13 protein-coding genes are annotated in these 13,786 nt (G+C 67.1%); 5 read left to right on the forward strand and 8 right to left on the reverse strand.

Annotated elements, in window-relative coordinates:
• The first annotated feature begins 9 nt into the window (after positions 1-9).
• Entirely contained in the window at positions 10-1,101 is a 1,092-nt protein-coding gene (mgrA, locus tag LH390_RS04975) for an L-glyceraldehyde 3-phosphate reductase (RefSeq protein ID WP_227282337.1), read from the forward strand.
• Positions 1,102-1,117: 16 nt separating this feature from the next.
• Here mgrA and LH390_RS04980 read toward each other — a convergent pair whose 3' ends face one another.
• Complete coding sequence (locus tag LH390_RS04980) at positions 1,118-1,849, reverse strand: LysE/ArgO family amino acid transporter (RefSeq protein ID WP_227282336.1); 732 nt, start codon at positions 1,847-1,849, stop codon at positions 1,118-1,120.
• Positions 1,850-2,020: 171 nt separating this feature from the next.
• On the opposite strand from LH390_RS04980, the gene LH390_RS04985 reads away from it, so the two are divergent.
• Complete coding sequence (locus LH390_RS04985; RefSeq protein WP_227282335.1) at positions 2,021-2,890, forward strand: ArgP/LysG family DNA-binding transcriptional regulator; 870 nt, start codon at positions 2,021-2,023, stop codon at positions 2,888-2,890.
• Positions 2,891-2,926: 36 nt separating this feature from the next.
• Here the strand turns inward: LH390_RS04985 and LH390_RS04990 are convergent, their stop codons facing one another.
• Positions 2,927-4,015 carry a glutathione S-transferase C-terminal domain-containing protein gene (locus LH390_RS04990; protein ID WP_227282334.1) on the reverse strand — a complete coding sequence of 363 codons (1,089 nt, stop codon included), beginning with the start codon at positions 4,013-4,015 and terminating at the stop codon, positions 2,927-2,929.
• Between the two features lie 67 nt (positions 4,016-4,082).
• On the opposite strand from LH390_RS04990, the gene LH390_RS04995 reads away from it, so the two are divergent.
• Positions 4,083-5,057 (forward strand): DoxX family protein, encoded by a 975-nt coding sequence (locus LH390_RS04995; protein ID WP_227282333.1) that lies wholly within the window; start codon positions 4,083-4,085, stop codon positions 5,055-5,057.
• On the opposite strand, the gene LH390_RS05000 is transcribed toward LH390_RS04995, so the two are convergent.
• The 4 genes from LH390_RS05000 to LH390_RS05015 form a co-directional block, all read right to left on the reverse strand.
• Complete coding sequence (locus LH390_RS05000; protein ID WP_227337395.1) at positions 4,944-6,239, reverse strand: glycosyltransferase family 87 protein; 1,296 nt, start codon at positions 6,237-6,239, stop codon at positions 4,944-4,946. The two genes, LH390_RS04995 and LH390_RS05000, sit on opposite strands and share 114 nt — an antisense overlap.
• An 86-nt stretch (positions 6,240-6,325) precedes the next feature.
• The gene (locus LH390_RS05005) at positions 6,326-7,120 is read right to left on the reverse strand and encodes an ABC transporter ATP-binding protein (protein WP_227324387.1); all 795 of its coding nucleotides are present in this window, start codon (positions 7,118-7,120) and stop codon (positions 6,326-6,328) included.
• On the reverse strand, positions 7,117-8,130 hold the full coding sequence (locus LH390_RS05010; RefSeq protein ID WP_227324388.1) for a FecCD family ABC transporter permease: 1,014 nt from the start codon (positions 8,128-8,130) through the stop codon (positions 7,117-7,119). Before LH390_RS05010 ends, LH390_RS05005 begins: the two co-directional genes overlap by 4 nt.
• Entirely contained in the window at positions 8,127-9,149 is a 1,023-nt protein-coding gene (locus LH390_RS05015; protein ID WP_227282329.1) for a FecCD family ABC transporter permease, read from the reverse strand. The genes LH390_RS05010 and LH390_RS05015 overlap by 4 nt, the downstream gene beginning before the upstream one ends.
• A gap of 113 nt (positions 9,150-9,262) precedes the next feature.
• Here LH390_RS05015 and LH390_RS05020 point away from each other — a divergent pair, with 113 nt between their 5' ends.
• Positions 9,263-10,264: an ABC transporter substrate-binding protein gene (locus LH390_RS05020; protein ID WP_227324389.1), complete on the forward strand. Its 1,002-nt coding sequence runs from the start codon at positions 9,263-9,265 to the stop codon at positions 10,262-10,264.
• A 45-nt stretch (positions 10,265-10,309) separates the two neighbouring features.
• Complete coding sequence (locus LH390_RS05025; protein WP_227282327.1) at positions 10,310-11,299, forward strand: ABC transporter substrate-binding protein; 990 nt, start codon at positions 10,310-10,312, stop codon at positions 11,297-11,299.
• Positions 11,300-11,301: 2 nt separating this feature from the next.
• On the opposite strand, the gene ilvD is transcribed toward LH390_RS05025, so the two are convergent.
• Together ilvD and LH390_RS05035 are read right to left on the reverse strand one after the other, a co-directional pair.
• Complete coding sequence (gene ilvD, locus LH390_RS05030; RefSeq protein WP_227282326.1) at positions 11,302-13,143, reverse strand: dihydroxy-acid dehydratase; 1,842 nt, start codon at positions 13,141-13,143, stop codon at positions 11,302-11,304.
• A gap of 97 nt (positions 13,144-13,240) precedes the next feature.
• A complete protein-coding gene (locus LH390_RS05035; RefSeq protein WP_227282325.1) occupies positions 13,241-13,747 on the reverse strand; it encodes a PH domain-containing protein in 507 nt (168 codons plus the stop codon).
• Positions 13,748-13,786 lie beyond the last annotated feature (39 nt).

The raw sequence follows: 13,786 nt of genomic DNA on the forward strand, positions 1-13,786 counted from the left end.
AGTGGGGGCATGGCTACTCATACTCTTCCGTACTACCCGGCGCAGGATCGCTATGAGAATGCGACCTTCCGCCGGGTTGGTCATTCCGGCCTCCAGCTTCCGCCGCTGTCGCTGGGGCTGTGGCACAACTTTGGCGATGATAAGCCGCTGGAGACCCAGCGCGAGATCATCCGCGGCGCCTTCGACCGCGGGATCACCCACTTTGACCTGGCCAACAACTATGGGCCGCCCAACGGCTCGGCGGAGAAGAACTTCGGGCGCATCCTGCGCGAGGACCTGTCCGCCCACCGCGATGAGCTGATCATCTCCTCCAAGGCCGGCTGGTACATGCACGAGGGCCCCTACGGGTTTGGCGGGTCGCGCAAGTACCTGGTCAGTTCGCTGGATCGCTCCCTGGCATCCCTGGGGGTTGACTATGTGGACATTTTCTATCACCACCGCCCGGATCCGGATACGCCGCTGGAGGAGACGATGTACGCCCTGCGGGACATCGTGGCCTCCGGAAAGGCGCTTTACGTGGGGATTTCTTCCTACGGTCCGGAGCTGACCGCGCAGGCCGCCGAGTTCATGGCAGACGAGGGCTGCCCGCTGCTCATCCACCAGCCGAGCTATTCCATTTTGAACCGCTGGGTGGAAGAAGAAGGCGAGGATGGCCAGTCCCTGCTGGAGGCCGCCGCGGAGGCCGGGCTGGGGGTCATCGCGTTTTCCCCCTTGGCCCAGGGCCTGCTCACGGATAAATACCTCGACGGCGTGCCGGCGGATTCGCGCGCCGCGGCCCACAAGTCGCTCTCGGAGGACATGCTCAGCGAGGCGAACCTGGCGATGGTGCGCCGCCTGAGCGAGATTGCCGCCAACCGCGGCCAGACGCTCGCCCAGATGGCGCTGGCCTGGGTGCTGCGCGAGCAGGGCGACTACGGCGAGCTGACCGTCACCTCCACCGTGACCGGCGCCTCCTCGATCGCCCAGCTGGACTCCAACCTCAAGGCCCTGGACAACCTGCACTTCGACGCCGAGGAGTTGGCGCTTATCGACGCCGCCGCCTCCGACGCAGGCATCAACATCTGGGCCGCAGCCACGGACTCCAAGCGCCGCGAAAGCTAGCGGCGGTAGCGCAAGGCTAGAGCAGGATCAGCTTGGCGGCGAGGCTGACCAGGATCACCCCGAAGACCACGTTGAGCACCCGCCACACGCGCGGGCTGGACAGGGGTCGGTGCAGCAGTCCGGCCCCGTAGCCCACGCCGCAGAACCACACGATGCTGGCCATGTAGGTGCCGGCGACGAAGGCCCAGCGACCGGCGTCGCCGTACTGGTTGGCAATGCCGCCGATCATCACCAGGGAGTCCAGGTAGGCGCCCGGGTTGAGCCAGGTGAGGATCACGGCCGTGATGGCCGGCTTGACCCAGGCGCGCTGTGGGGTGGGCATGTGCAGGCGGCGCCGGGTGCGCGTCTTCAGCGCCGTGCCGCCGGTGCTGTCGGTGCCGCCGGTGCTGGACTCGGGCCAGGAGTCGGTGGGAGAGGGGGCGTCGATACGCGGGGCCTCGTCGCTGATGACGGTGACGTTGTCGCGCGGCGGGCGCAACGCATCGCGGAAGGACGTGTAGGCAAACCAGGACAGGTAGGCAACGCCGACCCAGCGCAGGACAGTCAGCGCCTGGGGCAGGGTGTCGGTCAGGGCGCCCACGCCTAACACACCGCCGATGTAGAGGAAGATGTCAGAGATCAGGCACACGAGGACCACGGCGGTGACGGCCTCGCGGCGGATACCCTGCTTGATCAGCAGGATGTTCTGCGGGCCCATGGCCACGATGAGGGAGATACCCAGCAGGAAACCAGCGACGACGATTGACATGGCATCAGTCTGCGTCCAGGGCGATATGAAGTAAATATATGGAGTCTTAACCTGGTGAAGTAGTGCTTCATTCACACCGCCTGACTAGGCATTGTGCGAGGTCGCTGGCAAAACTCTGACCCGGCGGGGTGACCAACGCAACATTTTTATAACAAAGGTAAGCTGACCTGCGTGAACCCGGTGCATCTGCATACCCTGCTGACCATCCTCGACGAAGGCAGCTTCGAAGGCGCCGCCGCGATCTTGGGCATCAGCCCCTCGGCGGTCTCCCAGCGCGTCAAAGCCCTAGAAAAAGACGTCGGCCGCGTGGTGCTGCGGCGCACTAACCCGGTCACCGTCACCCACGCGGGGGAGATCCTTGCCCAAGCCGCGCGCAAGATGGAGCTGGTGCAGGCGGAAACCAACGCGCGGCTGCGCAGCAGGGTCGAACGCGTCCCGCTGGCCATCGCCGTCAACGCGGACTCTCTGTCCACCTGGTTCCTGCCCGTGCTGGCCAAGGTTGCCCAGTGGGGCAACGCCGCGCTGCAACTGCGCCGCGAAGACGAGGCCCACACCCTGGCGCTGCTGCGCCGCGGCGACGTCCTCGGTGCCGTCACCCGCGAGGAAGCACCCGTGTCCGGTTGCGACGTCGTGGAGCTCGGCGACATGCACTACGTCGCGGTAGCCACCCCCCAGCTGCGCAGCACCTACTCCACCGCCGAGGGCATCGACTGGGCCCACATGCCCGCCCTGGGCTTCGGGCCCCGCGACGGGCTGAAAAACATGGACCTGGAAGGCCGGCTAGCCCCGGACGTGCCCCGGCGGCGCCGCATGAACTACATCCCGTCAACAGAAGCCTTCGTGGAGGCCGCCCGGGTGGGGCTCGGCTGGGCGCTGCTCCCGGACTTCCAGGCCGAGCCGCTGCTGCGCGCCCGCGACGTCGTCCTGCTGGACGATCGCGTCCTCCAAGTCCGGCTCTATTGGCAGCGGTGGCGACTGGAATCGCCCCTGCTGGAGGATCTCACCGCCGCGGTCGTTGACGCCGCTGCCGTCCTGCGTTAGGCCTGCTCGGCCTGCTCGGCCTGTGGTCGGCTGGAGCTAGGCAGGCTGGAGCGGGTTGCGCACCTGCTCGCCCGGAGCCACCGGCCCCGGCGCGCTCGCCCCCGGGGCGAAGGGGCTGCCGCCCAGTCGCTCCCGCCCGTGCTCACTGAGCAGCCCGGTCATGTCCGGGCCCACCGGCACGATTCCGGTGGGGTTGACCTCTTCATGGACGATGTAATAGTGCTGCTTGATCTCCGTGAAGTCCGTGGTGTCTCCAAACCCCGGCGTTTGGTATAGGTCGCGCAGGTATCCCCACAGCGCCGGCATCTCCGTGATCTTGTTGCGCGAGCACTTGAAGTGCGCGTAGTAGACCGGATCGAAGCGCACGAGCGTGGTGTAAAGGAAGATGTCAGCGAAGGTGATGTGGTCGCCCATGAGGTAGCGCTGCGTGCTCAGGCGCTCCTCCAGCCAGTCCAGCGCCGTCCAGAGGCGCTGGTAAGCCTCCTCGTAGGCCTGCTGGGAACCGGCGAAGCCGCAGCGGTAGACCCCGTTGTTGACCTCCGTGTAGACGCGCCGGGTCAGCTTGTCCATCTCCGCGCGCAGCTCGGCGGGGTAGAGGTCCGGGGCGCCGTCGCGCTGGAAGTCGGTCCACTGTTCCAGGAAGTCCACCGGGATGGTGGGGAAGTCATTGGTCACTACCTTGCCGGAGGCGATCTCCACGATGGCGGGCACGGTGATGCCGCGCGGGTAGTCCGGGAAGCGAGCAAAGTACGCGTCCTGGAGGCGGGGGATCTTCAACACTGGGTCCACGCCGTCGGGGTCCAGGTCGAAGCGCCAGGACCGCACGTCATGGGTGGGTCCGGCCAAGCCGAGGGACAGGGCGTTTTCCAGGCCGAGGAGGCGGCGGGTGATGACGACCCGGTGGGCCCAGGGGCACGCCCGCGCGGCGATGACCCGGTAGCGCCCGGCCTCGACCGGCCAGCGCAAGGTGTCATCGTCCGGGTTGGAAACGGGTGCGGACCCGGCGGGCAGGGAAGCATCGAAGCGGTCGGCGATGTAGGCGGTGTCGCGGACGAACTCTCCGTCTGGGGAGGCGTTGTGCGCGGGGCCAGTGGTTGCTGTGGTGTCAGAATCTTGTGTACTCATCAACAAAAAGCATACTCGCGGCGCGGCTCCGACGTCGCCTCCGCGCAATGGCCTACCCTAACGCACTATGAACGATAGCCACCGAATCGACCGCCCTGACCGCGCCGTTGCTGGGGCCGATGACCTCGACGTGCCCACCTATAGCGCTGCCACGGACAGCATCTACCGCCGCGCCGGGCGCGCCGCCCCCCGCGCCATCGTGCCCGGCCAGGCCGCCACGGCTGCTGAAGCTTCCGCCACATTCGCGGCTGCAGACCTACCCAAGGAACCGGACACCCCCACCAGCGCCGGCCAGGCAGCGGTGCAGGATCCGGCGCCAACCTACCTACCGGAGGATCATTCCGCGCCCCTGGCCTCTGATGCGCCCACCCGCGCCTGGGAGGCGCCCACAGATTTCACCACGGACTTCGCCGCAGATGTGACCACAGACGTCACCGCAGCCGGCACCACAGCCGCGCCGGCAGCTGCGGAACCCCTGACAGAAAGCGAGCCTGCACCCGTGGCGGCGGCCGAGCCGGCTGGCCGGGGAACGACGGACCTGGGCCTGCTCATCGTGCGCCTCGTCGCCGGGCTGTGGCTGGTCATCCACTCCCTGGCCGTGTTTTTCCAACTGGGTCACACCCCGGGCATTGTCCAGATGGAGCAGGATTTCGCCGCCGCGTCTTACTCTTACCCTGCGGCGCTGGCCATCGCCGTTCCCTCCGCGCAGCTGGCCGCGGGAGTGTTTTTGGTCCTGGGTCTGATCACGCCGCTGTTTGCCGCCGTGGCCACGGTGGTTACGGGGTGGGGAGCCGTCCACGCCATCGCCGCTGCCGGGGTGGGGCTCAACGTTTTCGACTACACGGAGGCCGTGTGGCTGCCGATCGTGCTCTTCGGGGCCTCGGTTGCTCTCCAGTTCACGGGCCCGGGCCTGTATTCCTTCGACTTCTCACGCAGTTGGGCGCGCCGCCCGCTGGCTAGCGCCTGGGTTTTCGTGGTCCTGGGCATCGCCGGATTCGTCGCCGCCTGGGTCTTCGGCGCCGGCGTTAACCCGCTGCATTAGTCGCAGCTGCCAGGCCAGGCCGATGAGGGTGGCAAGCGCCACCCAGACGAAGTCTGAGACGAGGAAGCGCTGCCAGTAGTCCAGCGAGTCGAAGTCAATGCCGTCGCCGAACCACCACTTCGGGGGGCTGGTGAGCACCATGGTGGTCCACAGCACGGTGCATACCACCAGGAACGTGCGCTGCGGGTGCTGGCAGGCATGCCACCAGGCCACGGGTAGCAGCAGCGCGAGCCACACCCAGTGATGCGACCATGACACCGGCGAGATCAGCAGCATGACCACCGCGCCGACGAGCCAGGCCTGCGTGTCCCGCTGGGTGTGGCGCAGCCGGTACATAATCCACGCCCCGAGGGCGATGACCAGCAGGGAGCACACCAGCCAGAGCACTGAAACCAGCAGCTGATGGGTCTCCAGGTCGCCCCGCGTGGGCATGGAGCGCATGATCATGGCCTTCAGCGAGCTGTTGGAGGTATAGGTGTCATCGACAGCAAGCTCGGACCCGGAGCCCATCCCCAGCAGCGTGGACCCGAAGTACTCCTTGGTCATGTCCCAGCGCACGCTTGCCGACGCCGCGGTGGCCACCACCGCCGTGACGATCGCCGTGACCACGGGGCGCAGACGCTGGCGCCAGGGGCCGGGGCCGACAACAAAAAACAGGAGCATGGCCAGCGGCGTGACCTTGATGGCGGCGGCAAGACCAATGAGCCAGCCCTGCGGCAGCCGCCTGCGGCGGGGGATAAGGTCCAGGACCACCAGGGTCATGATGACCACGTTGATCTGGGCGAAGTTGTCATTGATCACCACTGGCCGGAAGTGCAAGGCCGCCGCCCAGCTGATGGTGGTCAGCGGCGCGAGCCATTCTTGAGCGGTGATGACTTGGCGCAGGACTAGGAAGATGCACAGGAGGAGGAGGGCGTCGGAAAGCAGGATCATGGCGTTGCCGGCGTCGTCGTGGGTCAGTGCCTTCCAGGAGAAGGGCGCCAGGGCGAGGGCCCCGAAGGGCGGATAAATGAAGGGCAGCTCCGCATCCCCGGCGCGCATGCGCTGCCCATAGACCTCCCGGCCATCGAAGAATGCCCACACGCCCTCCCGATAAATGGCCATGTCAACCGGCAGATCCGTGGCCGCGATATGCGCCACAGTGGTAGAGACCCCGATGGCCAAACCGACCAGGGTGATCAACAAATATGCGGGATGAGAGGCCGCTGACCGCGGGCGGGGGGCGCTTGCGCGCAGGTATGTGGGCATGATGAAGCGGTATTTTAGCATCAGCGCGGAACCACGAGGGGCCCCGCGGAAACCGGATCGCTGGCGATCACGGCGTCCAAGTCAAAGACGTCCGCCAGCATCTCTTGGGTGATCACGTCCTCGGGGCGGCCCGTGGTTACGATCCGGCCGTCCTTCATGATCACCAGGTTGTGCGAGTAACGAATCGCCAGGTTGAGATCGTGGAGAACCATGACCACGGTGCGCCCCTGCTGCTCCTGGAGGCGGCGGACGAGGCGCAGCACGGAGATCGCCTGGGAGAGGTCCAAGAAGGTGGTGGGCTCATCGAGGAGCAACACCGGGGTGTCTTGGGCTAGGACCATGGAGATCCAGACGCGCTGGCGCTGCCCGCCGGAGAGCTCATCAACCCGGCGCTGGGCGAGTCCGGTAATCCCGGTCATCTCCAACGCCCGGGACACCTCGGCGGCGTGGTCCCGCGACCACTGGCGGATCCAGGACTGGTGCGGGTGGCGGCCGCGCTCCACCAGATCTGCAACCACAATGCCCTCCGGGCACACCGGCGACTGCGGCAGGGACCCCACCATCCGAGCAAGCGCGCGCCGCGAGATCGCCGTCACGTCCGTGTCGCCCACCCGGATGGCACCCGTGCTCGGCAGGGTGCGGTTCATAGCGGACAGCAACGTCGACTTACCGCACCCATTCGGGCCGATGATCGTGGTCACCTGCGCCCCCGGCACCTGAAGATCAACTCCGTCGAGGATGATGCGGGAGCCATAGCCGGCCCGGAGCCCGGAGACCGTCACTGAAGCGGCCGCGGCTGCGCCCTGAGTGCTCATGATTCCTTCCTTGCCTGCTTGATAACCAAGTAGATCAACACCGGGGCGCCGATGGCCGAGGTCACCAGACCCACCGGAACCTCCCAGCTCAGCGCCAAACGTGCCACCAGATCAGCGGCCGTGAGCAGTGCCGCGCCCGCCGCTGCCGCCCCGGGCAGGGACGCCACCGGGCTGGCCGCCACCCGGGCGGTAATGTGCGGGGCGACAAAGGCGACAAAGCCCACCGGACCCGCCGCGGCAACCGCGCCGGCCGACAGCGCCACCGCGCTACCCAGGACGCAGGCCTGAACCAGCGCGACTGGGGCGCCTAAGCCGGCGGCAACGCGGGACCCCAGGTGCAAAGCCCGAAGCTCAAACGCCAGCCAGCGCCCCAACGCAGCCACCACCAGCAGTGCCCCTGCCGCGGCGCCCATGACCTGCCAGGTCATTGCGGACAGGGATCCAGACACCCACACCTTCGCCTCCGCCGCCCGGTTGAGGTCCGCGGCAGAAATCAGGTACAGCGTCCACCCATTGAGCAGCGCGGACATGGCCACACCCATGAGGACAAGGCGCAGCGGATCGATACCCCGGCGCCACGACAACAGCCACACCACCGCCATGACCACCCCTGCGCCCACCAACGCCGCGGTGGCCACAGCGGAGGACCCGGCGTTCAACCCGAGCAGCGGGCCCACCACGATGACGGTCACCGCCGCGGCCGAGGCGCCGTGGGTAATGCCCAGCACGTCCGGGCTGGCCAGCGGGTTGCGCGCCAGCGTCTGGGTCAGCGCGCCGGCGAGCCCCAGGCACGCTCCGACGAGCAGCGCACCACAGGTGCGCGGGGCCCGGGTCCCCAGCACCACGGTGGTATCCAGGCGGCTGCCGTGGCCCAGCGCCACGTCCACCACGCCCTGGAGGCTGATGGGGTAGTCGCCCAAGCACAGCCCCGCCAGCCCCGCCGCGGCGGCGATGAGCAGGAGGGATACGGTGGCCCAGTGACCGCGGGCGCGTCGGGACATCATGCTCATGCGGGGCTGACCACCCTCCGGCGGACCACCCACATAAACAGCGGGGCGCCAACCAGGGCGAGCACCACGCCCACCTCAACCTCACCGTGGGGGATGACCAGGCGGCCAACGATGTCCGCGCTAGTCAACAGGCAGGCCCCGCCCACGGCGCTCAGCGGCACCAAGGCCCGGTGGTCCGAGCCACACAGCGGACGCAGCAGGTGGGGGACCACCAGGGCCAAAAAGGCGATCGGGCCGGCCGCCGCGGTGGACACCCCGGCGAGTACCGCCACAAGTCCGAGGGCGCCCAGGCGCGCGGCGCCCACGGAAGTGCCCAGACCAGAAGCCACAGCATCGCCTAAGGCCAAGAGGTTGAGCGTGGGGGAGAGCGCGCAGGCGCCAGCCACGGCAATGGTCAAAACGATGGCGGTCAGCACCGCAGTACGCATGTCTGCGCCCGCGACGGAACCGATGGTCCAGAAGCGCAGCTTGTCTAAGGCAAAGGCGTCGCGCAGCACCAGGCCCGCGCTCAAGGAGGACAACAGGGCAGTCAGCGCCGCCCCGGCCAGGATGAGGGTCAAGGGGTTGATGCTGCGGCCCAGGGCCGTGATGCCAAACACCAGGGCGCAGGCGCCACCCGCTCCGACTAAGGCCAGCAGCGCCGTCACGGTGGCGGACAGGGGACCGGCCACGGTGGTGGCGGTGACGATCGCCAGCGCCGCCCCGGCGGAGATACCCAGGATGCCCGGATCGCTCAAGGGATTGTGGGTCACGGTCTGGATAATCACCCCGGCAACCCCCAAAGCCGCGCCGACGCTGAGCGCCGTCAGCGTCCGGGGCAGGCGCAGGTGCGCGATGATCTCCCCATCGGAACCCCCGGTGGACCCGCTGCGGATGGCGCGCAGGGCGGGGCCGGCGGCGTCGATAAGCTGTGCAGGAGACATGCTGCGCGAGCCCAGGCACAGGCTGGCCACGGCGATCAGCGCCAGGGCCACCAGCAGGATGCCCGCAAGATACCCGAGGGGACGGGGATTGTTCATCGGCAGTCTGATCCTAAAGATGTAATCTGATGTCCATTAGGTTAGCTAAGGGCACAGTACCCTATCCTTAGCATTGTCAGACAACAGCCCACCACCCAAGGAGCCCCAACACCATGGTTGACCTACGCCGCGTGATCGCCGCCGCCGCACTATCCTCCATTGCTGTCCTCAGCGCATGCAGCCAAGGAACACCCGAGACGCAGCAGACCACCTCGAGTGCGCCCGCCGCCAACCAGCACGGCGACCACGTCTCCATCACCCACGCGTGGGGCACCGACGAATACCCCACCCACCCCGCAACCGTGGTGGCAAGCGGAACCGCGGTGGACAACCTCCTGGAACTGGGCATTACCCCCACCGCAGTGGTCGTGTCCACCATGGATAAAAACAACCCCTGGCTCATAGACAAACTCGACGGCGTCCACATCATCGAAACCGCCGACTACGGCAGCCTGCCGGTAGAAAAGATCGCCGCAGAAAAGCCCGACCTCATTGTTGGCGACTTCTGGCACATCACCCAAGACAATTACAACGCTCTTAAAGACATCGCCCCCACGCTCGGAGGAATAGGCACCACCGGCGAGCAGTCCGGGTGGAAGCCCCAGCTCACCGCGCTCGGAACCATCTACGGCAAGGAAGACCAAGCCGCAGCCGTCCTCGCCGCTGATGAGAAGCGATTCGGCGACGCCGCCGCGGACATGCCCGGATTGCGCGGCAAAACAGCAGTGCTCACGCAGTTCATCAAAGGCCAGGGAATCGGCGTTATTGCGGACGAAAAAGAGCCCGGCAATTCCTTCTTCTACGACCTGGGCATGACCATCCCTGAAAAGGTAGCCACGCTGCCCAATGTGCAGATGGGCCGGGCCATGATCTCGCCAGAGCAGGTCAGCCTCCTTGACGCGGACTTCATGGTGATCTTCCCCGCCAGCGGGACCGAGGCGGAAATGCACGCCCTGCCCGGATTCGATCAGCTGCGCCAAGTCGCCGGCAAGCACACCGTCTTTACGGACTTTTCCACCGTCCAGGGCCTCAACATTCCCAGCTCGCTGAGCCGCGCCTGGGTGCTCGATTCCATCCGCCCGCAGCTGAAGCAGCTTGCCCACCAGGGTGCCTGACCGGGCCTCGCGCCTTTTCACCCCCCGAAGGAGAACCACCGCATCATGATCCCTACATCATCCCTGCGTCGCTCCGCCGCAGCGCTGCTGGCCGGGGCGCTACTGCTTGCCGGTTGTAGCAGCCCGCAGTCTGGCGAAAACACGGACTCCGCCGCATCCGAGCAGGCCACCGTGACCATCACGCACGCCTGGGGGACCGACGCTTACCCGGTCAAACCCCACAAGGTGGTGGCCACCGGCACCTCCGTGGACAACCTGCTGGAGCTGGGAATCACCCCGGACGTGGTAATCAATACCCCCATTGATAAAGACGTGCCGTGGCGCGAAGGCAAGCTCGACGGCGTGACCGTCCTGGAGATGCCGGACTTCCGGACGATGCCGATTGAAAAGATCGCCGCCGAAAAGCCCGACTTCATCGTCGGAGACTTCTGGCGGATCAGCCAGGACAACTACGCTGCGCTCAAGGACATCGCTCCCACCCTCGGCGGCATCGGCGCCACCGGCTTGGACATCGGCTGGGACAAGCAGCTGGAGGCGCTGGGCACCATCTATGACAAAAAGGATGAGGCGCAGGCCGTCCTGGCCGCCGACAAGAAGCGCTTTGCCGACGCCGCCGCCGCGCTGCCGGGAATCAAGGGCAAGACCGGGGTGGTGGCCCAGTACATCAAGGAAAAGGGCCTGGGCGTGGTGGCCGAGCGCACCGAGCCGGGCAACTCCTTCTACTATGACCTCGGCATGACGGTGCCGGAATCCGTGCTGGGCCTGCCGAACATCAAGACCGGGCGGGCGATCGTCTCCCCGGAGCAGGTTCAGCTGCTCGCCGCCGACTTCATGGTGATCTACCCGGTCAGCGGCAGCGAGGCGGACATGCACACGCTGTCCGGTTTTGACCAGCTGCCCCAGGTGGCCCACCACACCACCGTCTACGGCGATGCGCAGCTGGTGCAGGGGGTCAACGTGCCCAGCTCCCGGAGCCGCGCCTGGGTCTTAGAAAAGATCATGCCGCAGCTCAAGGCGCTGTCCGACGCCGCCTAGCGCTAATCCACCTGGCGCACCGCGCCCTTGTCGGCTGAGGTGGCCATGGCCGCGTAGGCGCGCAGCGCCTTGGACACTGTGCGGTTGCGGCCCACGGGCGTCCACGGCTTGTCGCGGGACTCCATCTCTGCGCGGCGCCGGGCGATTTCCTCATCAGGGACCTCCAGGCGCAGGATGCGCTCGTGGATGTCAATGGTGATGGTATCGCCATCGTGGATGAGTCCGATCAGCCCGCCGTGGGCGGCCTCCGGGGACATGTGCCCGATGGACAGTCCGGAGGTGCCGCCGGAGAAGCGCCCGTCCGTAATCAGGGCGCACACCTTGCCCAGGCCGGCGCCCTTGAGGAAGGACGTCGGGTGCAGCATCTCCTGCATGCCCGGCCCGCCGGAGGGGCCCTCGTAGCGGATGACCACCACGTCGCCGGGCTTGACCTTCTTGGCCAGGATCGTCGAAACCGCTTGCTCCTGGCTTTCCACCACCAGGGCCGGGCCGCTGAAGTGCCATAGCTCCTCATCCACGCCGGCGGACTTGATCACCGCGCCGTCGGGGGCGAGGTTGCCGCGCAGGATCACCAGGCCGCCGTCGGAGGTGTAGGCGTGCGCCACATCGTGGATGCAGCCGTGTTCGGCGTCGGTGTCCAGCTCTTCCCAGCGCGCGGACTGGGAGAACGCCTCGGTGGTGCGGCGCCCGCCGGGGGCGGCGTGGAAGAGGTCGCGGGCGTCGTCGATGGCCTTGCCGCCGCGCACGTCCCAGTCGTCGAGCCACTCGTCGACGGATCCGTACAGGGCGGTGTGGACGTCCTTGTTCAGCAGCCCGGCGCGGCGCAGTTCGCCGAGGATGGCGGGGATGCCGCCGGCGCGGTGGACGTCTTCGATGTGGTAGTCGGAGTTGGGGGAGACCTTGGCTAGGCAGGGGATGCGGTAGGACAGCTCGTCAATGTCGGCGAGGTCAAAGTCCACCTCGCCCTCTTGGGCGGCGGCCAGGATGTGCAGGACCGTGTTGGTGGATCCGCCCATGGCCATGTCCAGGGCCATGGCGTTGGCAAAGGCGTGCCGGGTGGCAATGGACCGGGGCAACACGGAGTCGTCGCCCTGGCCGTAGTAGCGCTGGCACATGTCAACGATGAGGCTGCCGGCGCGCTCGAACAGGGCGCGGCGGGCGGTGTGGGTGGCCAGGGTGGTGCCGTTTCCGGGCAGGGACAGGCCCAGGGCCTCGGTCAGGCAGTTCATGGAGTTGGCGGTGAACATGCCGGAGCAGGAGCCGCAGGTCGGGCAGGCAAAGTTCTCGATTGTGCCCAGCCCGGCCTCATCGACGGCATCGTTGGCGGAGGCGGTGATCGCGGTGATCAGGTCCGTGGGTGCGTGGGCTACGCCGTCGACCACCACGGCTTTGCCGGCTTCCATGGGGCCGCCGGAGACGAAGATCGCGGGGATGTTCAGCCGCAGGGCGGCGTTGAGCATGCCGGGGGTGATTTTGTCGCAGTTGGAGATGCACACCATGGCGTCGGCGGTGTGGGCGTTGCACATGTACTCCACGGAGTCGGAGATGATCTCGCGGCTGGGCAGGGAGTAGAGCATGCCGCCGTGGCCCATGGCAATGCCGTCGTCCACGGCGATGGTGTTGAATTCTTTGGGCACGCCGCCGGCGGCGCGCACGGCGTCGGCGACCACGTCGCCCACGTTTTTCAGGTGGACGTGCCCGGGCACAAACTGGGTGTAGGAGTTGACGATGGCCACAATCGGCTTGCCAAACTCCGACTCCTTGGTGCCCGTTGCCCGCCACAGGGCGCGGGCCCCGGAGGCGTTGCGCCCCACGGTGGTGACTTTGGATCGCAGCTCGATCACGGGAAACTCCTAGCTAAAGGTGGGTAGACTACTGCCCACAGGTGGGTCAAGAAAGGAACCGGTGCGGCCCGGACGGGGGTGGTGTCCGTGGGAAACGCTACTGGTCCTGCTCGTCCTTCATGGCGGCGTATTCCTCGCGGGTAACAAGGCGTTCGCTGCCGTCGCGGCGCACGATGGTGATCATGTCGTCTGCGGCTTCCCGGCCGGCGGTCAGCGCGTCCGGGATGCGGCCCCGCGACGCTTCGGACAGCGCCGGCAGGTCGTTGAAGGTTACCGCGGGAAGGGCCACGCGTTCGCGGCCCTGGGCGGTGGTGGTGCGGCGCAGGAATGCGCGGGCGCCTGTGAATCCAATGCCGGCGATGTCTTCCCAGTTCACGTGCACGGGCGCCCGGAGTGCGTAGCGTGCGGTGATCCCGGAATCATCGACGGTGGTTGCCACTCTTAAGACCCACCACAGGTAGGCCGCTGGCAGCAGCCAGGCCCACGCAAGCACCAACGGAGCATGGCTGAAGGGAATGGCGATGATGCAGGCCATCAACACCACTACCAGCAGGTGGATCCGTTCGGGGCGGAAGACCGTCCGGTGCTCGGCGTGGGGATTCATGTCGTTCATAGTAATCAGGACCCCGCATGGGTCCCGAAT

Origin of the sequence: Corynebacterium uberis, assembly GCF_020616335.1 — a bacterium.
GTDB classification, from domain to species: Bacteria; Actinomycetota; Actinomycetes; order Mycobacteriales; family Mycobacteriaceae; genus Corynebacterium; species Corynebacterium uberis.

Coding starts and splice junctions, on each gene's coding strand:
- LH390_RS04990 (WP_227282334.1), bottom strand. CDS start 4,015: ATGAGTACACAAGATTCTGACACCACAGCAACCACTGGCCCCGCGCAC.
- LH390_RS05025 (WP_227282327.1), top strand. CDS start 10,310: ATGATCCCTACATCATCCCTGCGTCGCTCCGCCGCAGCGCTGCTGGCC.
- LH390_RS04995 (WP_227282333.1), top strand. CDS start 4,083: ATGAACGATAGCCACCGAATCGACCGCCCTGACCGCGCCGTTGCTGGG.
- LH390_RS05010 (WP_227324388.1), bottom strand. CDS start 8,130: ATGAGCATGATGTCCCGACGCGCCCGCGGTCACTGGGCCACCGTATCC.
- LH390_RS04980 (WP_227282336.1), bottom strand. CDS start 1,849: ATGTCAATCGTCGTCGCTGGTTTCCTGCTGGGTATCTCCCTCATCGTG.
- LH390_RS05035 (WP_227282325.1), bottom strand. CDS start 13,747: ATGAATCCCCACGCCGAGCACCGGACGGTCTTCCGCCCCGAACGGATC.
- LH390_RS05005 (WP_227324387.1), bottom strand. CDS start 7,120: ATGAGCACTCAGGGCGCAGCCGCGGCCGCTTCAGTGACGGTCTCCGGG.
- LH390_RS05015 (WP_227282329.1), bottom strand. CDS start 9,149: ATGAACAATCCCCGTCCCCTCGGGTATCTTGCGGGCATCCTGCTGGTG.
- LH390_RS05020 (WP_227324389.1), top strand. CDS start 9,263: ATGGTTGACCTACGCCGCGTGATCGCCGCCGCCGCACTATCCTCCATT.
- mgrA (WP_227282337.1), top strand. CDS start 10: ATGGCTACTCATACTCTTCCGTACTACCCGGCGCAGGATCGCTATGAG.